At 70.3% G+C, this 26,478-nt stretch carries 25 protein-coding genes and 1 riboswitch; of the genes, 6 read left to right on the top strand and 19 right to left on the bottom strand.

What is annotated here, in order from left to right:
- Positions 1 to 165: 165 nt before the first annotated feature.
- Both BWI15_RS15775 and BWI15_RS15770 read right to left on the bottom strand, forming a co-directional pair.
- The gene (locus tag BWI15_RS15775; protein ID WP_077015170.1) at positions 166 to 756 is read right to left on the bottom strand and encodes an AMIN-like domain-containing (lipo)protein; all 591 of its coding nucleotides are present in this window, start codon (positions 754 to 756) and stop codon (positions 166 to 168) included.
- Positions 757 to 831: 75 nt separating this feature from the next.
- Positions 832 to 1,125, bottom strand: coding sequence for a YciI family protein (locus BWI15_RS15770; RefSeq protein ID WP_077015169.1), 294 nt, complete (start codon positions 1,123 to 1,125; stop codon positions 832 to 834).
- 73 nt (positions 1,126 to 1,198) lie between these two features.
- On the opposite strand from BWI15_RS15770, the gene BWI15_RS15765 reads away from it, so the two are divergent.
- The gene (locus BWI15_RS15765; RefSeq protein WP_077015168.1) at positions 1,199 to 1,729 is read left to right on the top strand and encodes a GNAT family N-acetyltransferase; all 531 of its coding nucleotides are present in this window, start codon (positions 1,199 to 1,201) and stop codon (positions 1,727 to 1,729) included.
- Here BWI15_RS15765 and BWI15_RS15760 read toward each other — a convergent pair.
- Positions 1,719 to 2,483: a class I SAM-dependent methyltransferase gene (locus BWI15_RS15760; RefSeq protein ID WP_077015167.1), complete on the bottom strand. Its 765-nt coding sequence runs from the start codon at positions 2,481 to 2,483 to the stop codon at positions 1,719 to 1,721. The genes BWI15_RS15765 and BWI15_RS15760 overlap by 11 nt on opposite strands.
- Positions 2,484 to 2,499: 16 nt before the next feature.
- Positions 2,500 to 3,429: an SDR family oxidoreductase gene (locus BWI15_RS15755; protein ID WP_077015166.1), complete on the bottom strand. Its 930-nt coding sequence runs from the start codon at positions 3,427 to 3,429 to the stop codon at positions 2,500 to 2,502.
- A gap of 94 nt (positions 3,430 to 3,523) precedes the next feature.
- Between BWI15_RS15755 and BWI15_RS15750 the strand changes: the two genes are divergently transcribed.
- Positions 3,524 to 4,186: a TetR/AcrR family transcriptional regulator gene (locus BWI15_RS15750; RefSeq protein WP_077015165.1), complete on the top strand. Its 663-nt coding sequence runs from the start codon at positions 3,524 to 3,526 to the stop codon at positions 4,184 to 4,186.
- Here the strand turns inward: BWI15_RS15750 and BWI15_RS40595 are convergent.
- Together BWI15_RS40595 and BWI15_RS15740 are read right to left on the bottom strand one after the other, a co-directional pair.
- A complete protein-coding gene (locus BWI15_RS40595) occupies positions 4,183 to 4,311 on the bottom strand; it encodes an HAD family acid phosphatase (RefSeq protein WP_202817686.1) in 129 nt (42 codons plus the stop codon). The two genes, BWI15_RS15750 and BWI15_RS40595, sit on opposite strands and share 4 nt — an antisense overlap.
- Positions 4,312 to 4,366: 55 nt before the next feature.
- The gene (locus tag BWI15_RS15740) at positions 4,367 to 4,639 is read right to left on the bottom strand and encodes a DUF4242 domain-containing protein (protein WP_077015164.1); all 273 of its coding nucleotides are present in this window, start codon (positions 4,637 to 4,639) and stop codon (positions 4,367 to 4,369) included.
- Positions 4,640 to 4,837: 198 nt separating this feature from the next.
- Between BWI15_RS15740 and BWI15_RS15735 the strand changes: the two genes are divergently transcribed.
- Positions 4,838 to 6,055, top strand: a complete 1,218-nt coding sequence (locus BWI15_RS15735) for an MFS transporter (protein WP_077015163.1) — start codon at positions 4,838 to 4,840, stop codon at positions 6,053 to 6,055.
- Here the strand turns inward: BWI15_RS15735 and BWI15_RS15730 are convergent.
- The 4 genes from BWI15_RS15730 to BWI15_RS15715 all read right to left on the bottom strand — a co-directional run bounded on the left by BWI15_RS15730 (position 6,045) and on the right by BWI15_RS15715 (position 13,412).
- Positions 6,045 to 8,594: a helix-turn-helix transcriptional regulator gene (locus BWI15_RS15730; RefSeq protein ID WP_143465623.1), complete on the bottom strand. Its 2,550-nt coding sequence runs from the start codon at positions 8,592 to 8,594 to the stop codon at positions 6,045 to 6,047. The two genes, BWI15_RS15735 and BWI15_RS15730, sit on opposite strands and share 11 nt — an antisense overlap.
- Positions 8,595 to 8,599: 5 nt before the next feature.
- A complete protein-coding gene (locus BWI15_RS15725) occupies positions 8,600 to 9,070 on the bottom strand; it encodes a GNAT family N-acetyltransferase (RefSeq protein WP_077015161.1) in 471 nt (156 codons plus the stop codon).
- Between the two features lie 17 nt (positions 9,071 to 9,087).
- Entirely contained in the window at positions 9,088 to 12,690 is a 3,603-nt protein-coding gene (metH, locus tag BWI15_RS15720; RefSeq protein WP_077015160.1) for a methionine synthase, read from the bottom strand.
- An 18-nt stretch (positions 12,691 to 12,708) separates the two neighbouring features.
- A riboswitch (S-adenosyl-L-homocysteine riboswitch) is annotated at positions 12,709 to 12,789 on the bottom strand.
- An 89-nt stretch (positions 12,790 to 12,878) separates the two neighbouring features.
- On the bottom strand, positions 12,879 to 13,412 hold the full coding sequence (locus BWI15_RS15715) for a TetR/AcrR family transcriptional regulator (RefSeq protein ID WP_077015159.1): 534 nt from the start codon (positions 13,410 to 13,412) through the stop codon (positions 12,879 to 12,881).
- Positions 13,413 to 13,662: 250 nt separating this feature from the next.
- Here BWI15_RS15715 and BWI15_RS15710 point away from each other — a divergent pair, with 250 nt between their 5' ends.
- Positions 13,663 to 14,541 (top strand): NAD-dependent epimerase/dehydratase family protein, encoded by an 879-nt coding sequence (locus tag BWI15_RS15710; protein ID WP_077015158.1) that lies wholly within the window; start codon positions 13,663 to 13,665, stop codon positions 14,539 to 14,541.
- Between the two features lie 54 nt (positions 14,542 to 14,595).
- Here the strand turns inward: BWI15_RS15710 and BWI15_RS15705 are convergent, their stop codons facing one another.
- Together BWI15_RS15705 and BWI15_RS15700 are read right to left on the bottom strand one after the other, a co-directional pair.
- Positions 14,596 to 16,032: a S1C family serine protease gene (locus tag BWI15_RS15705; RefSeq protein ID WP_077015157.1), complete on the bottom strand. Its 1,437-nt coding sequence runs from the start codon at positions 16,030 to 16,032 to the stop codon at positions 14,596 to 14,598.
- 141 nt (positions 16,033 to 16,173) lie between these two features.
- On the bottom strand, positions 16,174 to 17,064 hold the full coding sequence (locus tag BWI15_RS15700; RefSeq protein ID WP_237771297.1) for a TetR family transcriptional regulator: 891 nt from the start codon (positions 17,062 to 17,064) through the stop codon (positions 16,174 to 16,176).
- 107 nt (positions 17,065 to 17,171) lie between these two features.
- Between BWI15_RS15700 and BWI15_RS15695 the strand changes: the two genes are divergently transcribed.
- Positions 17,172 to 18,074 carry an oxidoreductase gene (locus BWI15_RS15695; RefSeq protein ID WP_202817666.1) on the top strand — a complete coding sequence of 301 codons (903 nt, stop codon included), beginning with the start codon at positions 17,172 to 17,174 and terminating at the stop codon, positions 18,072 to 18,074.
- Here BWI15_RS15695 and BWI15_RS15690 read toward each other — a convergent pair.
- Genes BWI15_RS15690 through BWI15_RS15680 form a run of 3 tightly spaced genes read right to left on the bottom strand, consistent with a single transcriptional unit; the run spans position 18,068 to position 20,801 of the window.
- A complete protein-coding gene (locus tag BWI15_RS15690) occupies positions 18,068 to 18,874 on the bottom strand; it encodes an alpha/beta fold hydrolase (protein WP_077015155.1) in 807 nt (268 codons plus the stop codon). The genes BWI15_RS15695 and BWI15_RS15690 overlap by 7 nt on opposite strands.
- A gap of 48 nt (positions 18,875 to 18,922) precedes the next feature.
- Positions 18,923 to 19,810, bottom strand: a complete 888-nt coding sequence (locus BWI15_RS15685) for an aminoglycoside phosphotransferase family protein (protein ID WP_077015154.1) — start codon at positions 19,808 to 19,810, stop codon at positions 18,923 to 18,925.
- A gap of 58 nt (positions 19,811 to 19,868) precedes the next feature.
- Complete coding sequence (locus tag BWI15_RS15680; RefSeq protein WP_077015153.1) at positions 19,869 to 20,801, bottom strand: helix-turn-helix transcriptional regulator; 933 nt, start codon at positions 20,799 to 20,801, stop codon at positions 19,869 to 19,871.
- Positions 20,802 to 20,864: 63 nt separating this feature from the next.
- Here BWI15_RS15680 and BWI15_RS15675 point away from each other — a divergent pair, with 63 nt between their 5' ends.
- A complete protein-coding gene (locus tag BWI15_RS15675; protein ID WP_077015152.1) occupies positions 20,865 to 22,010 on the top strand; it encodes an epoxide hydrolase family protein in 1,146 nt (381 codons plus the stop codon).
- A 43-nt stretch (positions 22,011 to 22,053) separates the two neighbouring features.
- On the opposite strand, the gene BWI15_RS15670 is transcribed toward BWI15_RS15675, so the two are convergent.
- The 4 genes from BWI15_RS15670 to BWI15_RS15655 form a co-directional block, all read right to left on the bottom strand.
- Complete coding sequence (locus tag BWI15_RS15670) at positions 22,054 to 22,470, bottom strand: nitroreductase family deazaflavin-dependent oxidoreductase (RefSeq protein WP_077015151.1); 417 nt, start codon at positions 22,468 to 22,470, stop codon at positions 22,054 to 22,056.
- A 67-nt stretch (positions 22,471 to 22,537) separates the two neighbouring features.
- Positions 22,538 to 23,446 carry a ribonuclease Z gene (locus tag BWI15_RS15665; RefSeq protein WP_077015150.1) on the bottom strand — a complete coding sequence of 303 codons (909 nt, stop codon included), beginning with the start codon at positions 23,444 to 23,446 and terminating at the stop codon, positions 22,538 to 22,540.
- A gap of 4 nt (positions 23,447 to 23,450) precedes the next feature.
- Positions 23,451 to 25,751: an aminotransferase class III-fold pyridoxal phosphate-dependent enzyme gene (locus BWI15_RS15660; RefSeq protein WP_143465621.1), complete on the bottom strand. Its 2,301-nt coding sequence runs from the start codon at positions 25,749 to 25,751 to the stop codon at positions 23,451 to 23,453.
- A 14-nt stretch (positions 25,752 to 25,765) separates the two neighbouring features.
- A complete protein-coding gene (locus BWI15_RS15655) occupies positions 25,766 to 26,455 on the bottom strand; it encodes an MBL fold metallo-hydrolase (RefSeq protein ID WP_077015148.1) in 690 nt (229 codons plus the stop codon).
- Positions 26,456 to 26,478 lie beyond the last annotated feature (23 nt).

The raw sequence follows: 26,478 nt of genomic DNA, 5'->3' as shown, positions 1-26,478 counted from the left end.
GGTGTTGTAATCCGCAAGCATCGCGAACAACGCCTCGGCATCGGAAGGTTCCGGAGGCCGTACGGTGTACCCGTCCGGTAGTGCGGCGACAGCTGGCATGTGGTCATCCCCTTAGGACACTTGCTAGATGCGCCGGGGGGCACCGAAGTTGCCGATGCCAGGTGTTTACCAGCTGTGGGCGACGTCGACCACGATGCGGCTGGTGGTGCCGGTGCCGGCGAGGGTGAAGACGCGGAACGGCAGACGGGCGCGGACACCCAGGCCGATCGTGGTCTCGCCTTCGAAGCTGCCCGCGGTCGCGAGCTGCCGGAAGGTCCGGTAGCCGGTGACGTTCGACAGTTCGTTCGGGTTGGCCGGGCTGTAGGTGCTGCGGCCCGCGTCGTCGTACGACGGCACCGACAGCACGATCTCCAGCTTCGCGCCTCCCCGCAGCGGCACGATTTCACCTTGTCCCACAGTCGAAACGTTCTCGACGTAGTGCACCCGGAACCACGACGGCGCACCCTTGACGTCGAAGACGACCCGGTCGAAACAGGCGTGCCGTCCGGTCCGGACGCCGGTCAGCGTGCCGGCGCCGCGGTAGGTGCTTGCCTCAGGCAATGACCCCCAGCCCGTCGGGCAGGTGGTGGCGGTGGTGGTGGTGGTGGACGCGCCGGCCATCGCCGGCACAGCGACCGCGCCCACCGGTACGGCGGCGACGGCCAGGATCGCGACGAGCGTGCGGATCGGTTGACGGTTGGTACGGATCGATTTCATGAGCTGTCCCCCCTTAAGAGACAACTGTTAGATGCCTGCGCCAGAAACGAAGTTCACCGAATCCGGCGACGACCTTCAGTAGTCACTCGCCGCCGAAAACATGACCGGCCGTACGTCGACCCCGGCACCTTCCGCGCGAGCTTCGGGCAGCAGCTCGGCCAGTTCGACCGCCCGGGCCGGGGAGTCGACGTCGAGCAGGTAGAAGGCGTGGATCGGCGCGCCCGGCGTCCCGAGCACCGTGCCGAGCGACGGGTCGGCCAGCGTCTGGCCGTCGACCAGCTCGCCGGCGTCCTGCGCCGCGCGGCGGAACGCCGTATGGTCCGGCGGATCGAGCTGGTCGGCGGCGTGCAGGATCACCAGGTACTTCATGGCGCGACTCCGATCGTCAGGTGCTGTCACTCATCTGTCGGTACCGAGCCGCGGATTTTGACATCATCGGCCCATGATCTTGTCCACCGAGCGGTTGGTGCTGCGCAGGTTCCGGTACGACGACGCCGCGGCGCTGGCGGCGTACCGGTCGGTGCCGGAGGTAGCGCGCTACCAGTCGTGGGACGCGCCGTACTCGCTGGAGCAGGCGATCGAAGCCGTCCGGTCGTACGCCGCGGGCGATCCCGAGCAGCCGGGCTGGTTCCAGTACGCGATCGACCTGGACGGCGTCCTGATCGGCGACATCGGGCTCAACCTGGCCGAGAACCTGCGCCAGGCCGAGCTCGGCTTCACGCTGGCGCCGGCGTACCAAGGTCAGGGCTACGCGTCCGAAGCGGTCGGCGCGCTGCTCGATCACCTGTTCACCGAGCGGAACCTCCATCGGGTGTCAGCCGAGTGCGACGCCCGCAACGTCGCGTCGGCACGGCTGCTGGAACGCCTCGGCTTCCAGCGCGAGGGACTGCGACGAGCGGCGAGCTGGTGGAAGGGCGAGTGGACCGACGACCTGCTCTTCGGCCGCCTGCACCCGGACTGGCCTACCGAGTAGTCCCGCGCACCGCCCAAGCCCTGGCGGTCAAGGAGATCGTGCCGTCCGACTCGACCGGAAGCCTTTCCCGCAAGGCGTCCCGGATCTTGTCCCGAGTCGTCTCGTCGACAGTGCTCAGGTACGCCGGCGCCGCGCCCTGCCCGCCGAGGAACGGCGTCCAGTAGTCCTCGAACGACGTGAACACCGTCGGTACGACGATCCCGCGGCCGGCCACCTCGCCGAACCCGGCGCCCGTGAACATCTCCTCCAACGCGTCCGGCCGGCAGAACGGGAACCGGGTGCCCTCGTCCAGGTCGCGCCGCGCGGGATCGACCTCGCCCGCCACCTCCCAGAAGTACTTCATCAGCTGCATGCCGTCGGCGTAGTCCCACACGTACGCCGCGACGACGTCGCCGAACTCACCGAGCCGGCGCAGCAGCCGGTCGCGGTCCGGCACGAAGTTCAGCACCAGCCCGGACACCGCGATGTCGAAGGACGCGTCTGGCAGGTCCTCCGCGTCACGGACCTCGAAGGTCGCGCCGGGCACCGTCCGCCGCGCGTACTCCACAAACCCCTCCGACCGATCCACCCCCAGCACGTACGCCGGTGCGGCGTCCCGCACGATCGTGCTGGTCAGCGCGCCCGTCCCGCAGCCGACGTCGAGCCACCGGCGCCCGGCCGGTTGATTCAGCCAGGCCACGAACTCCGCCGCGACCAGCCGGCTCCAGCGCCCGACGTACGGCTCGTACTGCTCACCGCTCGCCCATCGCTCCATCCCGGCAGGTTAGGCGTCAAGCGAGCACTGCGGGAAGGCTTACGCCGGTCAGCTCCTCGGCCGTCGTCCACAACCGCGCGGCGACGTCGTCGTCGAGCGCACGCCGCGGGATCCTGGCGAGCTTGGTCGGCCCGACCGACTCGAGCCAGCGCGAGGGCCCGTAGTACGCGCCGGGCACCGCGTCGGGGCTCACCGCGGCGACCAGCAGCGGTTCGGTCCCCTGCTCGACGTCCTGGGTCGGTGTCAGATCAAGCCGCGCCATCAGCCGGTCCACTGCGGACGGCCTGTCCCGGCCGAGGCTCGGGCCGGCGGTCTGCAGATTCGTCCGGGTGATGCCGGGATGCGCGATCGTGCTCAGCAGCGGCCAGCCGCGTTCGGCGGCGATCGCGGCAAGCCGCCGGCCCATGATCAGATCGGCCAGCTTCGACTGCGAGTACGCCCGGAAGCGACGGTAGCGCCGCTCCCACTGCAGATCGTCGAACTGGATCCGGCCGAAGTTCGCCATCCCGCTGCTCATCGTCGCGACCCGCGGCGCCGGGGCCGCGAGCAGCAACGGCAGCAGCCGCACCGTCAGCGCGAACGGACCGAGGAAGTTCGTCCCGAACTGCAACTCGAAGCCGTCGGCGGTGAGCATCCGCTCCGGCGGAATCATCACCCCGGCGTTGTTGACCAGCACATCGAGCGGTACGCCGTCCGCGAGCAGCTCGTCGGCGAACGCCTGCACCGAGCTGAGATCGGCCAGGTCGACCCGGCGGACGTCGAGCAGCGCGCCGGGGTGCCGAGCGAGGATCTCGGCGCGGGCCGCCTCGCCCTTGGCGGGGGTGCGGACCGCCATCACCACCCGCGCCCCGGCGGCGGCCAGTCGCCGCGCGGCCTCCTTGCCGGTGCCGCTGTTGGCGCCGGTGACGACGACGTACTTGCCGGACTGGTCGGGGACCTCGTACATGGCGCGCTCCTTAAAAGACTGCCGGTCTGTTGTCTTCGACGCTAACAGACCGTTGGTCTGATCACAAGAGACCGGCGGTCTGTAGACTTGGCGCATGACGTTCCAGCGAGCGCGCAGTGAGGAGCAGCGGGCCGAACGCCGGCGGGCGATCCTGGCGACGGCGACCGCGATGCTGGCCGAACAGCCGGTCGCCGAGCTCACGCTGAACGAGCTCAGCCGCCGGGTCGGCCTGGCGAAGTCGAACGTGCTGAACTACTTCGAGTCGCGCGAGGCCGTGCTGCTGGAGCTGATGAACACCGAGACGGCCGCCTGGTTGACCGATTTCGAGGCCGCGCTGGAGGGCGTCGACCCGTCACGGACCGCCGCCGAGCGTGCCGAGTCGCTGGCGAACACGATGACGGAGACCCTGACCGCGCGACCGATGCTGTGCGAGCTGATCAGCGCGCAAGCCGCCGTGCTGGAACGCAACATCTCGACCGACGTCGCGCTGAACTTCAAGCGGGCCGCCGTCGGGCACGCGCAGCGGATGACGGCGGCGATCGTGGCCGCCGTACCGGAGCTGGGCGAGCAGGGCGCGATCAACTTCGTCGCGTCGGGGGCATTGCTGGCCGGGGCGATCTGGACGCACTCACGGCCGCCGGCCGCGGTGCTCGCGGCGTACGAGGCCGCACCGGAGCTCTCCGCACTGCGGGTCGAGTTCACCCCCGCACTGCGGATCGCTCTGCACGGCCTGCTCTTCGGTCTGCTGCCCCGCTAGGGCAGGTAGTAGTTCGGGTTCGGCAACTTGAACGTGCGGCCGGCGTAACCGCCCTTCAGGTCGGAGTACTGGTCCCCGAAGTTCGCGACGATGTCGTAGCCGAGCGACTCATGACCTTCTCCCAGGGAATTGCTTGCGAAAGCAAACTGACCGGCCCTGGAAGGTCTGCCGGGCCGTGGATCAGTGGTAGAAGTACGGGTCCAGAACGCGGACCTCGGTGATCCGGTCGACCGGAAGGCCGTTGGTTTCGGCGGCGTGCCGGATCGCCTCCGGCGACGGACCGTCGTACAGGCAGTAGGTGGTGCGGTGGTCCGGGGAAACATAGGAGTGCACCCAGGTCACCCCGTGCTCGGCGTTGCCTTCGACGACGTCGAGGCAGGCCTTGGCGCCGCGGTCGTCGATCGGGATCGCCAGCCCTTCGGGGAAGGTGCGTTCGACCAGGTAGCGAGTCATGTCGTTCCTTTCGTGGATGGGTTCCTGCTACCCCTCGACCCTGCCGGTCCGGACCTGGCCGGCTCATCGGGAACGGCTCCCCATCTTGGCCGGCCGGATTCCCCAGGCCGGCCGTCTCGGTTGATGAAAGGCCGGGAACGATCCCGGTCCGGCGCGATAGGTTCCTGCTCCAGACAGGAGCTTTCGTGAGGATGGCTGATGACTCGCATTGCCGTCGCCCCGGCGGTGGTCCGGCCGTTGTGGTCGGCCAACTTCCGGCTGTACTTCGGCGCCCGGACCACCTCGCTGCTCGGTGACGCGATGATCCCGGTGGCGTTGTCGGTCGGCGTGCTGGACGCCGGCTACGGCGCGACCGGGGTCGGCTACGCCCTCGGCGCCTGGCTCGCGGCCGTTGCTCTCTGCATGCTCTTCGGCGGGGTACTGGCCGACCGGTTCACTGCTCGCCGGATGATGGTGCTGGCCGACTTCGCCCGGTTCGCGCTGCAGGCGGCCACCGCGATCCTGTTCGCCGCCGGTACACCGTCGCTCGTGCTGATCGTGCTGCTGCAGTTCCTCAGCGGCGCCGCGACGGCGATGTTCCAGCCGGGCGTCGCCAGCATGGTCCCGCAAGTCGCGGATGACGTGCAGCGCGCCAACGGGACGCTGCGGATCGCCGAGTCGATGGCAGGCGTGCTCGGCCCCGCGCTGGCCGGGGTCCTGGTCGGCCTGTCCGGGCCCGCGGTCGTCTTCGCGATCTACGCGGCGACGTACGCCGTCAGCGGCTGCTGCCTGCTCGGCCTACGGCTCGGCACCGCACCGGCCCCGCGCAGCGCGTCGTTCCTCACCGAGCTGGTCGAGGGCTGGCAGGCGTTCCGCGCCCGCACCTGGCTGTGGGCTGTGATCGCGATCTTCGGCCTGTACGGCTGCTTCGTCGTCGGGACCTCGCTGCCGATCGGCGCCGAACTGGTGATCGACCAGCTCGACTCCGCGGCGCTCGGCCTCGGCCTGGCCGCCTTCGGGGCCGGCGGCGCGGTCGGCGGCACCCTCGCGATCCGCTTCCGGCCCGGTCGTCCCCTCGCCGTCGGCTCGATCGGGTGGGCACTGTTCGCGATCTATCCCCTCGTTCCGGCCCTGCAGCCCAGCTTGCCGGTCCTGATGGCGGGCTGGGCGGTCGCGGGCGCGGGCATCGCGTTCTGGTCGGTCCTGTGGTCCACCACCGTCCAGACCCAGGTACCGCCGGAGCTGCTCAACCGCGTCTACGCGTACGACGTGGCGGGTTCACTGGTCACGATGGCACTCGGCCGCACGGTGGCCGGTCCGCTGGCCGGAGTCACCGGCGCGGTCCCGCTGATGGTCTTCGCATCGGGTCTCGGCCTGCTGTGCGCCGCTGCGCTGCTGATCGTCCCGGCGACCCGCCGGCTGCGGGTCACTCGCTGAACGCGCGGAACCAGCGCCCGGCTTCCTGGCGCGTCGACACCCCGAGCTTGCCGAGTACGGCGGAGACGTGGTGATCCACCGTCTTGGCCGAGATGTGCAGCCGCGCGCCGATCTCGGTGTTGCGAAGCTGCTGCGCCACCAGCGCCAGTACCTCGGTCTCGCGGTCGGTGAGCCCGGCGGGGTTCTCGCGAGTGGTCGGCCGCGGGCCGCGCGGCAACCGGACCAGGCCTTCGCGCCGGAGCTGCCGGGCGACGAGGTCGGCCGCGGCGCGCGCGCCGAGCTGCTGCAACTCCTGCAGTCCGGCGACTTGCCGCTCCGGATCATCCCCGGCGGCCAGAACCAGCGCCGCTTCGAAGGGACAGCCGAGCTCTCGCCAGCCTTCCCCCGTCCGGTACGGCGCCGCGGCGAAGTCCGGTAGCTCTACGCCCAACCAGCATCCGAGCTCGCCGACCGCCCACGGATGCCGCAACCGCAGTGCCAGCTCGTACGTCGCCCGGACCTCCGCCGCGAGATCTTCCCCGAGCTGTGCCGCTTCACCGACCCGGCTGGTGATGCCGGCGTCGAGTGGTTCGCCACCTCCACTCATCCACTCCGCTTCGGCTCGGGCCGCGACGGCTGGCCACAGGCGCTGGAGATCGCCGGTCTGCTGGGCGAGTCGCCATGCGGTGGCCAGCGGCCCCGAGACATCGGGATCGCCCCGCCGAGCTCGCAGCCGACCGAGCACCGTGTACGCGATGATCTGCGCCGGCACGTGCTGGGGGGCACCGGCGATCACCTCCTCCACGCGCTGCGACGCCGCGGCCCATCGCCCTTGCTCGAAGTCCGACCGGGCCTGCCATGCCAGCGCGTAGATCCGGGACGAGTCCAGGTCCCGTTGCCCGGACCAGGCGACCGCCTCCCCGAGCCAGCGGTCGGCCACCTCGTACCGGCGGATCTCCCCGGCCCCGGACCCGAGGTTCACCATCGCGGCCGCGGTGCCGGCATCGTCACCGACTTGGGCGGACGCGTCCAGCCCTGCCTCCAGGAGTTCGACCGCACGGTCGGGGTCGGTCAGGAAGTGAGCGGTGCCGACTGCGTTGAGGGCACGACCCAACGTCTGCGTGTCGCCGAGCCGCTCGGCCAGCTCGACGGCTCGGCTGCCGACCTCGATCGCCGCCGGCATCTCGCGCGCCAGCATCAGCAGCCGGGCCTGGGCGGCGTGAACTTGAGCGAGAGCACGTCCTGGCGGGCCGGCTTCGAGCAGCTCGGCTGCCGCCGCCGCCATCGCTCGCGCCGCGGCGTTCTGAGCGGTCTTCCACAGCATCAGCGAGCACTGCGCCATCACCGCCCCCTGCCGCTCGGTGTTGCCGATCGACTGCCACAACTCGATCGCCCGCTGAGCAGCAGCGATACCGTCGCTCAGCGCCCCGCTGCTGTCACATTCGTGGGCCAGGTGCTCCCAGAGCTCAGCCTGCTCCTGCACCTGGGCCGCCGCACAGTGCCTCACCGCACGGGCGTACTGGGCTGCGGCTTCCCGATGAGCCCCGGCGCGAGCGGCAAGCCGCGCGGCGATCGGCGCGTACCGCAGAACCGCCGTCCGATCGCCGGATGCCTCGGCGTGGTGCGACAGGCGGGCTGGATCGACACCCTGGAGCCCGGCGAGGTGATCGAGCACGCGACCGTGCAGCAGCGAACGCCGTACCGCCGACACATCGGTCTCCACTGCTCGCCGGGCGAGCTCGTGCCGGAACCGCACCATGCCGTCCTCCAGCAGAAGCAGGCCGGACTCCAAGCACGGCTCCAGCGCCTCCGGGTCGACCAGACTCATCTCGGCCCGGTCCGGGACCAGTGACACGATGTCGAGAACCGCCCGCGCCGCTGAGCCGAGGCGGTCCGCACGGCTCAGCACCGCGTCGCGCACGGTCACGGGCAGGTCATCCGCCGGCGTACTGAGCACCTCGGTGACAAAAAACGGATTCCCGCCGGTCAACGCGTACAAGCGGGCAGTGTCCAGGCCGAGGGGCTCCGCCAAGCTCGTGACCGCTGCCTGCGACAAGGCCGGCACCTGGATCCGGCGTACAGGACGAGCGGTGGCCAGATCGCCCAGCACCCGGCGCAACGGGTGGTCACGGCCGACCTCCTCGGAGCGGTACGTGACCAGGACAACCGCCGGCAGGTCACCGATTCGTCGTCCGAGATACAGCAGCAGGTCGAGGGTGCCCTCGTCGGCCCACTGGGCGTCCTCCACCACAGTCACCGACGGGCCCGGGCGGAGCTGATCGAGGAAGGTGGTGAAGACGTCGTGCCGGTCCGCGCCGGCGGACAGGCGACCGGCCACCTCCGGCATCGTGCGAGCGATGTCGTGCAGCGGCCCGAGTGCTCTGGGCGTGCCGAGCGCGTCACAGAACCCGAAGCGGACCGGTACGTCGGAGGGCAGCGTGTCGCAATGCGCTTGGACCAGCGTCGTCTTGCCGATCCCGGCCTCGCCGCCGATCAGGACCATCGTCCCCGGCGCGCTCTCCCGCAGTACGGCCAGCAGTTCGTCGCGTTCCAGAAGCATCGACGTCAAAGCTTCTTCAGGTAGCGGTGGCACGGGACGGCGATCGTGCCGCCGTCGACGGCCGCCTGGTAGTCGAAGGCGCCGGCGTCGGTCCAGCCGGAGCGTTCGTAGAAGCGGCGGGCGCGGTCGTTGCCGGTAGCAACGGCGAGCCAGGCGGCGGGGTGTCCGGCGGCTTCGACCTGCCGTTCCGCTTCGGCGAGCAGGACACCGGCGACACCTGAGCCCCGGTGGTCCCGCGAGACGTAGACCTGCTCGACCTCGTCGTCCGCGACGATTACGAAACCGGCGACCTCGTCACCGACCACCGCAACCGTGGTCTCCGGGACGCGCTCGGCCGCCCGGCTCCAGAACGTGTCCTTGGTCCGGACCGCCGCGAGCTCGTCCGGGACGTTGCCGTCGTGCCCGTCGTGCCAGCCGGTGTGCCAGATGGCGGCGACGGCCTCGGCGTCGGCAGGGGTGGCGGGGCGCACTCTCATGCGCCCCACCGTCGCATTTACTGGGGGTCGTAGGCCAGGTTCGGCCGCAGCCAGCGCTCGATCTCGGCCACTTCCAGGCCCCGGCGCTTGGCGTAGTCCTCGATCTGGTCCTTGCCGAGCCGGCCGACGCTGAAGTAGCGCGCGGACGGGCTGGCGAAGATCAGGCCGGAGACCGCCGCGGCCGGCGTCATCGCGTACGACGTGGTCAGCCCGAGGCCCAGCTTCTCGGCCTCGATCAGCTCGAACAGTTCCTTCTTCTCGCTGTGGTCCGGGCTCGCCGGGTAGCCCAGCGCGGGCCGGATGCCCCGGAACCGCTCGGCGTGCAGGTCCTCCAGCACCGGATCGGCGTCCGGCTCGAACCAGGCCTTGCGGGCCTCCAGGTGGATCCACTCCGCGAACGCCTCGGCCAGCCGGTCGGCCAGGGCCTTCACCATGATCGCCCGGTAGTCGTCGTTCTTCGCCTCGTACGCCGCCGCCAGCTCCTCGGCACCGTGGATCGCGACCCCGAAACCACCGAGGTGGTCGCCGGCGGGCGCGACGTAGTCGGCCAGGCAGCGGTTGTACCGGCCGGCCGGCTTCTCGGTCTGCTGGCGCAGCATCGGGAACGACACCCCGAGCCCGTCCAGCACGATGTCGTCGCCCTCGCTGTGCGCGGGCCAGAACCCGTACGCGCCCTCGGCCCGGAACGACCCCTCGGCGATGATCTGGTCCAGCAGCGTGTTCGCGTCGTCGAACAGCTCGCGCGCGACCGGCTGCTCCAGGATCGCCGGGTACTTGCCCTTCAGCTCCCAGGCCAGGAACAGGAACTGCCAGTCGATCATCGCCCGCAGCGTCTCGATGCTCGGCGACTCCCGGCGCAGGCCGGTGAAGGCCGGCACCGGCAGTTCGCCGTACTCGACCGGTTCGGCGTTGGCGCGGGCCTGCTCCAGCGTCAGCAGCGGGGAGCGCTGCTTGTTCGCGTGCTGCTCGCGCAGCCGGTCCTGGTCCTCACGGTTGCTGATGGCAAGGGCCGCGGACCGGTCGTCGTCGAGCAGGTCGGAAACCACGCCGACCACCCGCGACGCGTCCAGCACGTGCACGGTGGTCTGGTCGTACGCCGGGGCGATCCGGACCGCGGTGTGCTGCTTGGACGTGGTCGCGCCGCCGATCAGCAGCGGCAGCTTCATCCCGCGCCGCTGCATCTCCTGGGCGACCGTGACCATCTCGTCGAGCGAAGGCGTGATCAGCCCGGACAGGCCGACCGCGTCCGCGCCGACCTCGATCGCGGTGTCGAGGATCTTGCCGGCCGGCACCATCACGCCGAGGTCGATCACCTCGTAGTTGTTGCAGCCGAGCACCACGCCGACGATGTTCTTGCCGATGTCGTGCACGTCGCCCTTGACCGTCGCGAGCACGACCTTGCCCTGGCCGCGGACGTCCTCGGCGCGGCCCTCCTGGCGGGCCAGCTCCTTCTCGGCCTCCATGAACGGCTCGAGGTAGGCGACCGAACGCTTCATCACCCGGGCGCTCTTGACCACCTGCGGCAGGAACATCTTGCCGGCCCCGAACAGGTCGCCGACGATCTTCATGCCGTCCATCAGCGGACCCTCGATCACTTCCAGCGGCCGGGCGAACAGCTGCCGGGCCTCCTCGGTGTCGTCCTCGATGAAGTCGACGATGCCGTGCACCAGGGCGTGCGACAGCCGCTCCTGGACCGTGCCCTCGCGCCAGCTCAGGTCGACCTCGCGCTGGGTGCCCTTGCCCTTGACGTTCTCGGCGAACGCGACCAGCCGGTCGGTGGCGTCGTCGCGCCGGTTGAAGATGACGTCCTCGACCAGCTCCAGCAGGTCCTTCGGGATGTCCTCGTAGACCGCCAGCTGCCCGGCGTTCACGATGCCCATGTCCAGGCCGACCTGGCCCGCGTGGTACAGGAACGCCGAGTGCATCGCCTCGCGCACGATGTCGTTGCCGCGGAACGAGAAGGACAGGTTCGAGATGCCGCCGCTGATGTGCACGCCCGGACAGCGCTGCTTGATCAGCGGCAGCGCGTCGATGAAGTTCTTGGCGTAGCCGTTGTGCTCGGACATGCCGGTCGCGACGGCCAGCACGTTCGGGTCGAAGATGATGTCCTCGGGCGGGAAGCCGATCCCGGTGAGCAGGTCGTAGGCCCGCCCGCAGATCGCGACCTTGCGCTCGACGGTGTCGGCCTGGCCCTGCTCGTCGAAGGCCATCACCACCGCGCCGGCGCCGTAGTCGCGAATCCGCCGGGCACGCTCGAGGAACTCCTCCTCGCCCTCCTTCAGGCTGATCGAGTTGACCACGCCCTTGCCCTGCACGCACTTCAGGCCGGCCTCGAGCACCGTCCACTTCGAGCTGTCGATCATGATCGGGATCCGGGCCACCTCGGGCTCGGTCGCGATCAGGTTCAGGAACGTCGTCATCGCCTGCTCGCTGTCGAGCAGGTCGGCGTCCATGTTCACGTCCAGCAGGTTCGCGCCACCGCGGACCTGCTCCAGCGCCACGTCGACCGCGGCCTGGTAGTTGTCGGACTCGATCAGCCGGCGGAACTTCGCCGAGCCGGTCACGTTGGTCCGCTCGCCGATCATCACGAAGCCGGTGTCGGCGCCAATCTTGAACGGCTCGAGGCCGCTGAACCGGGTGTCGGTCTCGGCCGGGGCGATCGTGCGCGGCTGCTGCCCACGGACCGACTCGGCGATCTTGGCGATGTGCGCGGGCGTCGTACCGCAGCAGCCGCCGACAATGTTGACCAGGCCGGACTCGGCGAACTCCGACAGCATCCCGGCGGTCTGCTCGGGGGTCTCGTCGTAACCGCCGAAGGCGTTGGGCAGACCGGCGTTGGGATGCGAGGCCACGTAGGTGTCGGCGAACCGGGCCAGGTCGGCGACGTGCGGGCGCATCTCCTTCGCGCCGAGCGAGCAGTTGACGCCGACGACCAGCGGCCGGGCGTGCTCGATCGAGCTCCAGAACGCCTCGACGGTCTGGCCGGACAGCGTCCGCCCGCTCAGGTCGACGATCGTCACCGAGATCCACAGCGGCAGCTCGGGGGCGACCTCGCGGGCGGCGGCGATCGCGGCCTTGCAGTTCAGCGTGTCGAAGATCGTCTCGATCAGCAGCAGGTCGACACCACCGTCGCGCAGCGCCTCGATCTGCTCGGCGTACGCGTCCTTGACCTGCTCGAAGGTCACCGCCCGGTACGCCGGGTCCTCGACCCGCGGCGAGAACGACAAAGACACGTTCAGCGGGCCGATCGACCCAGCCACGAACTTGCCACCGGCTTCATCCGCGGCCTGCCGGGCCAGTCGGGCGCCCTCGATGTTCATGTCCCGCACCAGCGACTGCAGGCCGTAGTCGGCCTGGGCGATGCTGGTCGCGGTGAAGGTGTTCGTGGTGGTGATGTCGGCGCCGGCGGCCAGGTACTGCCGGTGCACGTCGAGGATGACGTCCGGCCGCATCAGGTTCAGCAGGTCCGGGTCGCCGGTGACGTCATGGGTGTGGTCGACGAAGCGATCGCCCTTGTAGTCCTCGGGGGTCAGCTTCGCGCCCTGCAGCATCGTGCCCCACGCACCGTCCAGCACCGCGATGCGCTGGTCGAGCAGGTCTCGCAACGAGCTTGTGGTCACCCTTTGCCTCCAGAAGATTTTCCGGAGGCGCCCTTGCGGTCTACTGACATCAGGACGAGCGTGGCGGGCCTCCGGCCCGTTGCAGCGCCTCTCGACCTGGATCGACCATGCTACCGGCCGTGGCGGCGAGGCAAAGAATCGATGCCCGGTAAATGAGACGGCCGTCCACGATGTGTCAGCCTCTTGCGTCAGCCGATCAGAGCCTGCAAGGACGGGCCGTACAGGTCCGCGACCAGCTCCGGATCCGCTGTCGCCGCCGGCCCGGTCTTGCGTACGGCGAGCAGCGCGCCGAGGCCCAGCAGGTGCGCGACGATCAGATCGGCCCGGACGTCGACGTTGTCGCCGTCGAGCCGGTCGGCGAAAGCCTGCACGACCTGACTGCGAAAGCGCTCCCGCATCATCGCCCGCTCGTCGCCACTCCCGGCCGCGAACACCACCCGGACCAGAAGGTCCGACTCGTTCTCATGGCGCCACCGGACCAGTGTCAGTACGGCGTGCCTGCCGAGCGACGCGTTGGGCGCCGCCAGCAGCAACTCGGCAGCTTCGCCGAAGTCGGAGACGACGTCGAACAGCTGATCCTTCCCGCCGAAGTGCTTGACGATCAGCGACGCGCTGACTCCCGCGTCGGCGGCGATTCCGCGCAGCGTCACCGCGGCGTACGGCTGGCGGGCGAACGCGCGCCGTGCGGCGCGGAGGATCGCTGTCCGGCCTGCGTCGCTCACGACGTCAGCTCCCGGTCGGCGAGCACGGAACGCGCGGTCGCGCGGGCAGCCGTTGCATTCACCGGCACAGCATGCCCGATCAGGCGGGCCACACCGCACCCGCGACCGGCTGGGTGAGCCCGATCGGGTGGCCCACCGGAGCACGATCGAAGTGGCCCATCCTGCCGAGGCGCCTCGCACCTACGGTTTGGTGAATGACCGAGCTGGTGGACGGACGGATGCCGACCTGGGTGAGCGAGGAGGCGCTGCGGTGAGCCGGATCTTCCTCGCCGGGGCGACCGGGGTCGTCGGTCGGCGGCTGCTGCCGCGCCTGGTCGCGGCGGGGCATGAGGTGACCGCGCTGACGCGCCGTACGGCGGACGCGGAGGTGTTGAGAAGCCAGGGGGCACGGGCGGTCGTGGGTGACGTGTTCGACGCCGACGGCTTGCGGGACGCGGTGACGACTGCGGCGCCGGAGATCGTGATGCACCAATTGACCGATCTCGCCGACCTCGACTTCGCGGCCAACGGGAGGATCCGCAGGGTGGGCACGCGGAACCTGGTGGACGCGGCGCTGGCGGCGGGCACACGGCGGATCGTGGTGCAGAGCATCGCGTGGGTCTACGAGCCGGGTGACGGGCCGGCCGGCGAGGAGACTCCGCTCGATCTGGCGGCGGAGTCCGAGAGCCGGCGCAGCATGGTCGACGCGGTGGCGACGATGGAACGCATCGCCGGCGAACTGCCTGAATGGGTCGTCCTCCGGTACGGCGCTCTGTACGGGCCAGGCACTTGGTTCGCTCCGGGCGGCTTGAGGACTACACAGCTCCACGAGGGCTCGCTCGTCAGCAACGCCGATGTCAGCAGCTTCCTGCACGTCGAAGATGCGGCGGCGAGTGCGGTCGAGGCGCTCGGGTGGCCGACCGGTGTCGTCAACGTGGTGGACGACGTACCGGCGGCGGCGAGTGAATGGCTGCCGGTGTTCGCGCGGGCGGTCGGAGCGGCGGCGCCGGAGGTGGTGCAGACGGCGAGGTCGGGCTGGGCCCGGGGCGCGGACAACACGCACGCCCGCAAGGATTTGGGATGGACACCGGTGTACGGCTCGTGGCGGGACGGCTTCACGCAGGCAGCAGCCGGGCCCGGCTGCGCCTGAGGGGGTGGCGCCGGCCGGGCCCGGTTTGTTCGGTCCGCTGCGTGGGGGGAGGCGTCAGCGGACCGGTCCGGTGGTGAGTTCGATGTCGGCGGTGTGCTGCCGACCGGTCTGGTCGATCCAGGTGACGGCGACCTTGTCGCCGGGGTGGTGCTCGTTCAGCGCGGTGGCCAGGGCGTCGGCCGAGTCGACCGCCGTACCGCCGACCCTGGTGATGACGTCGCCGGCCGACAGGCCCGCCTGGGCGGCTTTGCCGTTGGCGACCACGTCGTTGACGACCGCGCCCTGGGTGCCGTTGGCGAGCACCGTGATGCCGAGGATCGGGGAGGCGCCGATGTGGACGTCGGCCGAGGCTTGGCCGGACTCGATCTGGTCGGCGATCGCCATCGCCTGGTTGATCGGGATCGCGAAGCCCTGGGTCGGGGTCGTCGTGTTGCCCTGGCTGTTGCCCTGGCTGCCCGGACCGTCGCCCTGACCGTCTCCCTGGGACTGACCGCCGCCGAAGCCGCCGTTGCCGAATCCGGGGTCGCCGAATCCTGGGTTGCCAGATCCTGGGTTGCCAGATCCTGGGTTGCCAGATCCTGGGTCGCCGAATCCGGGATCGCCAGATCCTGGGTTGCCGAATCCGGGGTTGCCGGGGTCGAACGCCGTCTGCCCGGGCTGGTTCTGGCTGCCGGAGCCGCCGGAGCCGGCGGTGTCGACGCCGACCACCTCGCCGGACGTGTTGGCCAGCGGGCCGCCGGAGTCGCCGGCCTGGATGTTCGCGTCGGTCGCGATCAGGCCGGTCAGGTTCTCCGGGTCCTGTCCGGACTCGTCGGTCGCGGTGATCGCCTGGTTCAGCCCGGTCACCTTGCCGGCCGCGTAGCTCGGCTGCCCGCCGACGCCGCCGGCGTTGCCGATCCCGACCACCTGGTCGCCGAGTTTCACGCTGGACGAGTCGCCGATCTTGGCCGTCTGCAGACCGGAGGCGTCCTTCAGCTTCAGGACGGCGACGTCGTGGTTGTCGTCGTACCCGACGACGCTGGCCTGGTAGGTCTTGCCGTTGCCGACGTCGACCACGCTGATCTGCGTCGCACCCTGGACGACGTGGTGATTGGTGAGCACCTCGCCGTCGGGCGTCAGCACGATGCCGGTCCCGGCGGCGCGGGCCCCTTCGAAGCCGAGCACGGTGTTCACGTTCACCAGCCCGGGCGACACCTTCGCCGCGACGTCCGCCGGGCTGAGGGCCTGGGCGAGCTGCGAGGAGTGGGCCGCGGCGTGCTGGTCGATGCCCCAGGCCACCGACCCGGTCACGAGCACAGCGGCCAGACCCAGCGCGCCGATCATCGCCGGCATCCGGCGGCGGCGCTTCGGCGGCTGCTGAAACGGCTGTCCCTGCCACGGACCGGGCTGCGGGTACCCGTACGACACGTAGCCGGGCGGCGGATATCCCTGCTGCTGCCAGTGCTGCTGGGGCCCTTGCGGTACCGGCCCCTGCTGCTGTCCCTCGTCCATGGTCCCTGCGCCTCCTCAGGCTTCGTTCTTCCTGAGACCGAGTAGACCTCGCCCACCTGAGAACTCCATCGGGCCAACAGAGGAAACAGCTGAGAATCCGGTGTGCTCCGGACCACACCCGAAAACAGGTGCTGGAGGCAACTACTTCAGCAGTCGCCGGACCGCTTCGACGACCGCCCGCCGCCGGACCGCCCGGCCGGGCACCGCGGACTCGAACTCCGGGTTCATCGACGACCAGCTGGTCGCGATGGCCTGCACCAGCGACAGCAACTCGACCGGGCTGAAGTCACTCGACACGACGCCGGACCTCAGGACCCGCTCCAGCTCACCGAGCCGGTCCGCGTTGACGTCGAGCACGACCTCCAACCGCGCACTGCCCGGCCGCTCCAGCCGGTACCAGACCGCCAGCCGCAGATGCTCGGGATGCTCCTCGAAGTAGTCGAACACCCGCCCCGCGTACGCCGGCAGATCCTCCGCGCTGAACCCGACCTCGGCCAGGTACGCCTCGACGTACGTCGTGAAAACCGCGTCGAACAGCTGGTCCTTGTTGCCGTAGTACGCGTAGAGCATCGCCTTGTTGCAGCCGGCCACCTCGGCAATCCGGTTGACCCGAGCCCCGGCGATGCCCAACTGAGCGAACTCCTCGGTCGCCGCCGCCAGAATCTTCCGGCGCGTCCGCTCGGCATCACGAGTCTTGCCTGGCACCCGCTCCGGCTTGCCTGGCATCCGTTCCGACGTGCCCGGCACCCGCCCTGGCCCGCCCGGCACCCGTTCCGGCTCACCCGGCACCCACCCCGGCTCGCCTGGCATCCGTTCCGGCTCGCCCGGGACCCGCTCCCACTCACCCGGCACTTCTTCCGACTCGCCCGGGACCCGCTCCCACTCACCCGGCACCTCTTCCGACTCGCCCGGTGCCCGTTCCGGCTCGCCCGGCACCCCTTCCGGCTCGTCCGCAACCCGCTCCGGCTCGCCCGGCACCCGCTCCGGCCGCCGCCGAGCCCGGACCCCACTCCCCGGCACCTCACGCTCCATGCCGTCCAGCGTAGCAACCAACCGGTCGGTTGATTAATCGCCAGCAAGGGTGTTTCCTAGAGATGTATCCAACCAGTCGGTTAGTTAGCGAAAGCGAGGAAGACGACATGTCCTCTGTAAAGACCGGTGATGGCCCCAGTGCGATGACCGGTGGGCCCAACGCAACCGGCAGCAGGCCCGACCACGGCAAGACCTGGCTGATCACCGGCAGCTCCCGCGGTCTCGGCCGCGAGCTCGCCCTGGCCGCTCTCGAGGCGGGTGACCGCGTGGTCGCGACCGCCCGCACCCCCGAGCAGCTCGACGACATGGTCGCGAAGTACGGCGACCAGGTGCGCGCGGTCGCGCTCGACGTGACCGACGCGGCGGCCGCCCGCGCGGCGGTCCAGGTCGCACTGGACGCGTTCGGCGGCCTGGACGTGGTGGCGAACAACGCCGGCTACGCGAACAGTGTGCCGATCGAGGAGATGGCCGAGGACGACTTCCGGGCCCAGGTCGAGACGAACCTGTTCGGGGTCGTCAACGTGACCCGCGCGGCGCTGCCGGTGTTCCGTGAGCAGCGCGGCGGCCACTTCCTGCAGTTCTCGTCGATCGGCGGCCGGGTCGGCGGTACGCCGGGCATGGGTGCGTACCAGACCGCGAAGTACGCCGTCGAGGGCTTCAGCGAGGTGCTGAACAACGAGGTCAAGCCGTTCGGCGTGAAGGTGACGATCGTCGAGCCGGGCGCCTTCCGCACCGACTGGGGTGGTTCGTCGATGACGATCCCGCCGGTCGGCCCGGACTACGAATCCACCGTCGGTGCGATCAACACCTACCGCCGCGAGAACGACGGCAAGCAGCCGGGCGATCCGGCGAAGGCGGCCCGGGCGATCGTCGAGATCGTTGCCCTCGACAACCCGCCGCTGCGGCTACTGCTCGGCAGGGACGCGCTGGAGACCGCCCGCAAGTCGTCGGTCGCGCGCGCCGAGGAAGCCGAGCAGTGGGCGCACGTCAGCACCTCGACGGACTACTGACCCGCCAGGAAGGCATCGATCAGCGCGTTGACCTCGACCGGGTTCTCCAGCGCGGCCAGGTGAGCGGTGCCTTCCAGTACGGCGAACGTCGCGCCCGGAATCGCGTCGGCCATCACCCGCGTCTCCGCGACCGCGAAAGTCGCGTCCTCACGACCGGCGACGACCAGCACTGGAGCCTTGATCGCGCCGAACAGCTCCCGCTGGTCGGGCCGGCGCGGCACCACACTGGTGACCGCGTGCCGGACCGACCCGACCTCCGCACGTCGCGCCAGATCATTGACGAAGGCAACAACCTCGGGACGGTCGCGCCGGCTGGTCGGGCCCAGGAAGGCGTCCCGGACCGGGTCGACCAGCGGACCACGCATCCCACCCAGAAGCCGGGCGGCCGTGACCAGCACCGAGTATTCGGCCTTGTGCCGCAGGCCGGCCGGCGAAGCGGTGGCGTTCATCAGAACCGCACGATCGATCCGGTCCGGGTGCAGCGCGGCGAAGGTGCCGCCGATCATGCCGCCCCAGGAGTTGCCGACCAGATGCGCCCGATCGATGCCGAGGGCATCGAGCAGCTGCACCACCACCTGAGCGCATTCGGCGAAGCTGAACCCCCGTCGCAGTGGGCTGCTGCCGCCGTGCCCCGGCGGATCCACCAGTACGACGCGGAACCGGCCGGCGAAGTGCTCCGCCTGGGCGTTCCACAGCGTCCCGTCCATCAGCAGGCTGGGCCAGAACACGATCGCCGGCCCGTCTCCCCCGACCCGCAGGCGAATGCGCCCGAGCACCGTCTCGACGTACTGGTCTTCCATGAGGTGCGACCCTAGTACTCCAGCTCGGACCGCCGCACTGTCCGGTGACTACGCCGAGAGGCGATCCGCTTCCGCCAGCAGGAGATCGCCGAAGGGCTGAAAGCCGATGCTGCAGGCGTAGACGCCGCTGACGACTCGGTGGATGGTTCCCCATTCCCAAATGGCGGTGGCATCCACGCCCGTGCGCGCCGCCAGCTGCTGAGTCCGCACCCACAGGTCGTCGCCGAGGTCCGGGTTGCACCGCACGATGGTGCCGAGATCGCACGCCGGTTCGGCGCGCAACCCGGCAGGATCGATGAGCTTGTAGCTGCCGTCACTCGCCCGCAGGGCGTTCATCTCGTGGACATCACCGTGGACCAGAACCGCGGACCGATCGTCGTGGGCGAGGCGACGACGATTCATGCAGTTCAGCGCGTCCGCCACAGTGGCCGGTGAACACGGCCGCCCGGCCTGCTCCCACAGTTCTGGCAGCCGATCGGCGTACCGCTCAGCCAACGTCGCGCCGGTCGGAAGGTTGATGTCGGGACCGATCGGACGCCACAGGCGAACTGCCACGTCGCACAGCAAGTTGTGGCGGCGTGCAGGGTCGGCCACGGTGTCGTACATCGGAGCCCCGAGGCGCTCCAGCAAAAGAGCCTGCCGACCCACGTCTTCGCCCAACAGCTTGGCGCATCCCTCTCCGTCCGCCAGGCGTAACGCCAGGGCCTCCGGCCCGACGTCCCGACCTGGCACACCGATCTTGAGGACCGCCGGAGTTCCGTCGACCAGCGTCACCTCGACGACCAGGGCGGCGTGGCCGCCCGCGAAGCTGGACCCGATCAGCAGAGACCACTCCTGGGCCAGCGATTCGACCATGCCAGGCAGCTCGTCCAACCAGGCCTCGTTCCCGTCGGCCACGACCGTCTTGCGGACCTGGTCAGGAATGTCGAGGCTCACGCCGGCAGCCTAGTTGCACCCCAACAGCACCGCGTCGGTATTCCAGGCCGCGCGAGTACTAAGCGCCCGCGAGCCGGGCCGCCACGGCACGGACATGGTCGGCGACTTCCGGTGGTGAGACGACCTCGAAAGCGAAGCCCAGCAGGCCCATGTAGAGCACGAGTTCGTCCAGTGAGTTGGAGCCGGTGCTGACCAGGCAAGTGGTGTCGTCGACGGCCTCGACCGTGGCGACCGACGACGCCAACCGGTCGGCAACCTTGGCCGCCGAGGCCCGCAGGCGAAAGACCGCCTGGTAGCGATAGGCCCCGGACGCGATGCCGGCGCCGGTCGCCGCCAGGTCCGGAACCTCGCGCGGAGTGAACCGCGGCCCGGTCGGGATGCGGGGAGTCATCCGGTCCAACCGATAGGTCCGCCAGTCCTCCCGATCGAGATCCCACGCCGTCAGGTACCACCGCCGCCCGGTGTGGACGAGCCGATGCGGCTCGGTCGCCCGGACGCTCGCCGTACCGTCGTGGGACCGGTAGTCGAACCGCAACTGCTGATGGTCCCGGCACACCGCGGCCACGACCAGCAACACCTCCGGATCGACAACCCCTCCCTGAGCAGCCGGTACGGCGACCGACTGCAGTAGCCGGACCCGATGCCGCAGCCGCGACGGCAGAACCTGTTCCAGCTTGGTCAGCGCCCGCACCGACGACTCCTCCAGCCCGGCCACTCCCCCGGCCGCCGACGCGCGCAGACCGATCGCCACCGCGACGGCCTCGTCGTCGTCCAGCAGCAACGGCGGCAACGACGCCCCAGCGCCGAGCCGGTAGCCCGCGACTCCGGCGACCGCCTCGACCGGGTAGCCGAGGTTGCGCAGCTTGTCGACGTCCCGGCGCACGGTCCGCGCGCCGACGCCGAGCTCGCGAGCCAAGGTTTCGCCGGACCAGTCGCGCGGGGTCTGCAGCAGCGAGAGCAGTTTGAGCAGCCGTGCCGAGGTCTCCAACATGTCCAGAAGTCTCTCAGCAAGCTAGGACTGAAGCTGACCTAACCAGCTGACAGAGTCGAAGACATGACGATCACCCCGTTCCGCATCGACGTCCCGCAGGCCACCCTCGACGACCTCCAGCGCCGGCTCACCGAGGCCCGTTTGCCCGCTCCCCTGCCGGGCGACGGCTGGGACACCGGCGTACCGGTGAGCTGGCTGAGTGAACTGGTCGGCTACTGGCGCGACGACTACGACTGGCGCAAGGCCGAGCAGCGGCTGAACGAGTTCCCGCAGTACACGACCGAGATCGACGGGCAGCGGATCCACTTTCTGCACATCCGGTCGGCCGAGCCGGACGCGTTGCCGCTGCTGCTGACGCACGGCTGGCCCGGCTCGTTCGTCGAGTTCGTCGACCTGATCGGGCCGTTGACCAATCCGGTCGCGTACGGCGGTACGGCGGCCGACGCGTTCCACGTGGTGATCCCGTCGCTGCCCGGGTTCGGGTTCTCGACGCCGATCGCGAGCGAAGGCTGGACCACCGACCGGATTGGACGCGCGTGGGCCGAGCTGATGAACCGGCTGGGCTATCAGCGGTACGGCGTACAGGGCGGTGACATCGGCGGAGCGGTCTCGCCGGAGGTCGCCCGGGCCGATCGCGAGCGGGTCGTCGGCGTTCACGTGAACGGCGGACCGGCGCTCCCGCCGTTCCCGCTGCCGGACGACGAGCTCGCGACGCTGACGCCGCTGGAGCAGGACCGGATCGCGCGGGTCGGCGCGTTCATGCAGGAGGAGTTCGGCTACATCGCGATCCAGTCGACGCGCCCGCAGGCGCTGGCCTACGGATTGGTCGACTCACCGGTCGGGCAGCTGGCCTGGATCATGGACAAGTTCCGCGAGTGGACTCACCCGCGGGCGACGCTGCCGGACCAGCTCATCAACCGCGACACGTTGCTCACCAACGTGATGATCTACTGGCTGACCGCTTCGGCCGGCTCGGCGGCGTACGTCGGCTACGCGCAAGGCGGCGCGTGGGGCGCGGCGCTGGAGAACTCCGGCGTGCCGACCGCCGCGATCGTCTTCGCCCACGACGTCGGCATCCGCCGGTACGCCGAGCGGGAGAACACGATCGTCCGGTGGACCGACGTCGACCGGGGCGGACACTTCGCCGCCCTGGAGGAGCCGGACCTGCTGCTCGCCGACGTGCGCGAGTTCTTCGCCGGACTGCGCTAGCCCCCGAAGGGCGGACCCGACCGGGTCCGCCCTTCGAACGACGTCAGGCGCGTTCGAGAACGACGATCGGGATCTCGCGGTCGGTGCGCGTGGTGTAGGTCTCGTAGTCCGGCCACACCTCGACCATCTTCGGCCAGATCTTCGCGCGCTCCTCCGGGGTCGCCACGCGGGCGCGGGCGGCGAACCGGTCGGCCTTGATCTGCACCTTCACGTTCGGGTCGGCGAGCAGGTTGAAGTGCCACGCCGGGTGGGCCGGCGCGCCGCCGTTGGAGGAGACGACCGCGTAGCCGCCGTCGACCTCGCGGTAGATCAGCGCGTTCTTGCGCTCCTCACCGGACTTGCGGCCGATCGTGGTCAGGATCAGGATCTCGGCACCGTGGTCGCCCCACTGCGCACCGATCGCTCCGTCGCTGTCCTCGTAGGCCTTGACGTGGGAGGCGCCGTACAACTGCTCAGCCATGCAAATCTCCTTGCTTACGCGGGTATAACGCGTCCAACCATAATGCCCGCGCGAAGATTCCCGCCGCTCAGCGGCGCGGCGGCACCGCGACCCGGGTGAGATCGGCGGCGATCACGACCTCACCGTCGAACTCGGCCCGCGCTTCCTCCTCGAACAGCTTCATCTCGGTGTAGCGCTGGGAGAAGTGGGTCAGCACCAGCGTGCGCACCCCGCACTCCTGCGCGACGCGGGCCGCCTGGCGCGCGGTGAGGTGGCCGAAGTTCCGGGCGAGCGTGGCCTCCGAGGACAGGTACGTCGACTCGATCACCAGCAGGTCCGCACCGTCGGCCAGCCGGAAGACGCCCTCGCACAACCGGGTGTCCATCACGAACGCGAACCGCTGTCCCCGGCGCGGCTCGCTGACCTGCTCGACGGTCACCGTCCGCCCGTCCACCACCAACGACCCGGCTGCCTGCAACCGCCCGATCGCCGGACCGTGCACGCCGTACGCCGCCAGCTGATCCGGCAGCATCCGCCGGCCGTCGGGCTCGACCAGCTGGTAGCCGAAGGCCTCGACCGGATGCTCGAGCCGCCGAACCCAGAGCTGCCCGAACGAGCCGACCGACAGCAGCCCGTCCTCCTCGATCGGCTCCTCCCGGAGCTCGGCCCGCTCGAAGAACGACGCGGCGTACCGCAGCCGGGTGAAGTACTCCTGCCCGGACGCCGGGTAGTGCGCGTGCACCGGGTGCGGCACGCCGTCGAGCGACAACCGCTGCACCACCCCCGGTACGCCGAGGCAGTGGTCGCCGTGGAAGTGCGTGACGCACAACCGCGTGATCGCCCCGGCCGCGACCCCGGCGTACAGCATCTGACGCTGGGTCCCCTCGCCCGGGTCGAACAGAAACCCCTCGGAGTCCCAGCGCAGGAAATAGCCGTTCTGGTTCCGCTCCCGCGAGGCCACCTGGCTGCCGGTGCCCAGCACGACTAGTTCACGCACCGCCTCAGACTAGTGCGGCGGCGAAAGCTCCCAGGAAGATCTCCACGTGCTGCGCCTGCCAGATCAGCGGTGGGCGGATCTTGAGAACCCGACCACCAGGACCCGTCGTCCCGACCAGTACGCCGTGCTCGCGCAACCGCTCGGCGAGTTCCACCGCGGTGATGCCCGCTTCGGACGGAATGTCCACGCCGACCATCAGACCCTGGCCGCGGACCCGGACGCCGTCGTGCAGTGAGGGCGCGAGCTCGGCCAGTCCGGCGGCGAGCTCGGCACCGATCACCCCTGAGCGCGCGACCAGGTCCGACTCCTCGATCACGTCCAGGACGGTGTTCGCCGCGACGCAGGAGACCGGGTTGCCGCCGAAGGTGCTGAAGAACTCGTCCACGTCGGCGAACTGCTCGGCGATCTCGCGCCGGGTGATCAGCGCGGCGACCGGATGACCGTTGCCCATCGGCTTGCCCAGCGTGACGAAGTCCGGCGTCAGGCCGTAGTCCGCGAACCGCCACAGGTTGCGCCCACCCCGGCCGAAGCCCGCCTGCACCTCGTCGGCCAGGAACAACCCACCGGCCGCGCGGACCTCGTCCTGCAGTCCGCGCATGAACTCGCCGGTCGGCGTGAGGATGCCCGCACTGCTGAACACCGAGTCCACGGCGAGCAGCGCGACGTCATGACCTCGGAGCTGTTCACGACCGGCCCGAACCCGCTGCCGAGCGTCCGCGCCGGTCGGCTGCCGGTCGTCGGCATCCACCCGCGGCGCCTCGAACGTGCCGACCTGCGCCGGCCGCGCGTCAGGCGGATAGGTGTTGGTCGAGAACGCGGCCGTCGCCTCGCTCACACCGTGGTACGCGAGATCGGCGGCCATCACCCCGGTCCGCCCGGTGACGATGCGCGCCATCCGCCAGGCCAGGTCGTTGGCCTCGCTGCCGGAGTTCATGAAAACGCAGGTGTCCAGCCCGTCCGGCATCGACGCGGTCAGCCGCTCGGCCAGCTCGATCGCGTGCGGGTGCAGGTAGCGCGAGTTCACGTTCAGTACGCCGGCCTGGCGCGCGATCGCCTGGACCACCGCGGGATGCGCGTGGCCGACGACCGGAACGTTGTTGTAGGCATCCAGATAGCGGCGGCCGTCGGCACCCTCGATCCAGGCGCCCTCGGCGCGGGCGACCTGCAGGGGCTCGCGGTAGAACAGCGGCGACAAAGTGCGGCCGCCGAAGGCCGCGTCGCGCCGATCGAGCAGCGTCGGGTCAGGGGTCGCCGGGCCGATCACCCGCGAGGTGCCACAGATCCGGTGGAAGCGGGCCGCCAGTTCCTCGGGCGCGAGATCCGCCCACAGATCCAGCACGTGCCAGCTGCCCGCCACCAGACTGGTCAGGTACTCCTCGTTGCCCGGGTAGAGCGGCGCCCGCCAGGCCGAGATGAGCGTGCTCGCCGCACAGCGCGCGAGCACCAGCTCGCCGATCAGCTCGACCTCATCCGGTTCCAGCGGCAGCACCCGCTGGTAGGCGTCGAGGAAGTCGCGCGCCGCCGGCCACGGGTCGCCGGACTCGCGCAGCAACGAGGTCAGGCTGATCGCCAGGTCCGCGACCCGCGCGGTGTGGTGCATGTCGCCGAAGTCGATCACGCCGTCGATGCCGTCGGCCCCGAGCAGCACGTTGCTCAGCGTCACGTCCCCGTGCAGGACGAAGCCCGGCAGTCGTCTCGTTGCTTCAGGCAAGGATTCGAAGCGGTCCAGCAGCCGGTGCATCGGGGCCCGGCGACTGGGGTCGGGCAGCCGGTCGGCGTACGGGCGCAGCGACGAGACGACCCGCGGGTCCCAGTCCAGACGACGATGGGCGGCCGGGTCGCCGAACCCCTGCAGCGCCTTGACCAGCCGCGCGCAGATCGTGCCGAACGACGCCGCGAACCAGCTCGGCAGCCGGACCAGATCGCCGACCTGGCCGGGCATCACCGTCATCAACCGGGTCAGGTGCCGGCGGCCGTCAGCGGCTTCGGTCAGCACGACCGAGCTGCCGTCGAGGGCCGGCAGCAACCGCGGGATCGGCAGCCCGGGATCGGTCACCGCAACGTGCCGCATCGCCGCGCTCTCCATCGCGATCTGGGCCGCGTCGTCGCCCGTGTTGGAGATCTTCAGCACCAGCTCGCGGCCCTCGGTGGTGACGGCGAGGAAGTTGCGGTCCCGTTCGCTGCGCAACATCCGCAGTTCGGCCGCGATCCCGTACCGGGAGCGCAGCAACTCGGTGGCCGCGGCGATGTCCACCTCGGGCGGGTCGTCGATCATGCTCGGGGTCCGGCCTGCGACGGTTTCCACGGTCACTCCTCCACTCACACCGTTCCGGGACCGCGGAACGCCAACGGCACCCGTGCCCCCGCTGTCTCGAACCCGCCGTCGGCGCGGCGCCGCAGCAGCTGGTCGTGCCCAGGATGGACGAAATCCGCCGTCGCCGCGATCCGCGCGATCGAGGCGTCCGCCTGCTCCCGATCGGCCGGCTGCCCGGACGCCTTGCCGGACCGCAGTACGTCCAGCGTCGGTACGGCGTCGCCGGTCAGTACGACGGTCCCGTCATCGGTCGCGACGGTGAGCCCGATCGAGCCGGGCGTGTGCCCGGGCAGCTCGATCACGCGGACGCCGGGCAGGATCTGTTCGCCCTCGGCGGTCTCGCAGAGCTTCAGGCCGGCCAGCACCGAACTGGTCCACCGAGGCGTGTGCGGCCCGGCCGGGTTCGCCAGGTACTCCAGCTCGGCGGGGTGCACCAGCACCGGGCTCTGCTCGAACAGGTCGACGTTCTGGATGTGGTCCCAGTGACCGTGCGACAGCACGACCGCGTCGATGTCGGCCGGCTCGAGCTCACGGGCGGCCAGGGCGTTGCGTAGCGCCCGGCGGCGGCCGACGTGCCCGAAGTCGTACACGATCCGGCGACCGTCGCTCTCGACCAGCAGGACCGAGCAGAACGCCGGGTTGCCCTGGTCCGAGGACAGCGAGTAGCCGTTCAGCAGCGGCGTCACGGTCGGCATCGGATCTCCTGGGTGGGGTGGAG

It is taken from the genome of Kribbella sp. ALI-6-A (assembly GCF_001984195.1).
In the GTDB taxonomy this organism is placed as follows: domain Bacteria; phylum Actinomycetota; class Actinomycetes; order Propionibacteriales; family Kribbellaceae; genus Kribbella.
Note: the sequence above shows the minus strand (reverse complement) of the source record. Positions and strands in the feature narration are given on the sequence as shown.

Bases quoted from the DNA above. Each gene is read 5' to 3' on its own strand.
- BWI15_RS15775 (WP_077015170.1), bottom strand. From the start codon at position 756: ATGAAATCGATCCGTACCAACCGTCAACCGATCCGCACGCTCGTCGCG.
- BWI15_RS15770 (WP_077015169.1), bottom strand. From the start codon at position 1,125: ATGAAGTACCTGGTGATCCTGCACGCCGCCGACCAGCTCGATCCGCCG.
- BWI15_RS15765 (WP_077015168.1), top strand. From the start codon at position 1,199: ATGATCTTGTCCACCGAGCGGTTGGTGCTGCGCAGGTTCCGGTACGAC.
- BWI15_RS15760 (WP_077015167.1), bottom strand. From the start codon at position 2,483: ATGGAGCGATGGGCGAGCGGTGAGCAGTACGAGCCGTACGTCGGGCGC.
- BWI15_RS15755 (WP_077015166.1), bottom strand. From the start codon at position 3,429: ATGTACGAGGTCCCCGACCAGTCCGGCAAGTACGTCGTCGTCACCGGC.
- BWI15_RS15750 (WP_077015165.1), top strand. From the start codon at position 3,524: ATGACGTTCCAGCGAGCGCGCAGTGAGGAGCAGCGGGCCGAACGCCGG.
- BWI15_RS15740 (WP_077015164.1), bottom strand. From the start codon at position 4,639: ATGACTCGCTACCTGGTCGAACGCACCTTCCCCGAAGGGCTGGCGATC.
- BWI15_RS15735 (WP_077015163.1), top strand. From the start codon at position 4,838: ATGACTCGCATTGCCGTCGCCCCGGCGGTGGTCCGGCCGTTGTGGTCG.
- BWI15_RS15730 (WP_143465623.1), bottom strand. From the start codon at position 8,594: ATGCTTCTGGAACGCGACGAACTGCTGGCCGTACTGCGGGAGAGCGCG.
- BWI15_RS15725 (WP_077015161.1), bottom strand. From the start codon at position 9,070: ATGAGAGTGCGCCCCGCCACCCCTGCCGACGCCGAGGCCGTCGCCGCC.
- BWI15_RS15705 (WP_077015157.1), bottom strand. From the start codon at position 16,032: ATGGACGAGGGACAGCAGCAGGGGCCGGTACCGCAAGGGCCCCAGCAG.
- BWI15_RS15700 (WP_237771297.1), bottom strand. From the start codon at position 17,064: ATGGAGCGTGAGGTGCCGGGGAGTGGGGTCCGGGCTCGGCGGCGGCCG.
- BWI15_RS15695 (WP_202817666.1), top strand. From the start codon at position 17,172: ATGTCCTCTGTAAAGACCGGTGATGGCCCCAGTGCGATGACCGGTGGG.
- BWI15_RS15690 (WP_077015155.1), bottom strand. From the start codon at position 18,874: ATGGAAGACCAGTACGTCGAGACGGTGCTCGGGCGCATTCGCCTGCGG.
- BWI15_RS15680 (WP_077015153.1), bottom strand. From the start codon at position 20,801: ATGTTGGAGACCTCGGCACGGCTGCTCAAACTGCTCTCGCTGCTGCAG.
- BWI15_RS15675 (WP_077015152.1), top strand. From the start codon at position 20,865: ATGACGATCACCCCGTTCCGCATCGACGTCCCGCAGGCCACCCTCGAC.
- BWI15_RS15670 (WP_077015151.1), bottom strand. From the start codon at position 22,470: ATGGCTGAGCAGTTGTACGGCGCCTCCCACGTCAAGGCCTACGAGGAC.
- BWI15_RS15655 (WP_077015148.1), bottom strand. From the start codon at position 26,455: ATGCCGACCGTGACGCCGCTGCTGAACGGCTACTCGCTGTCCTCGGAC.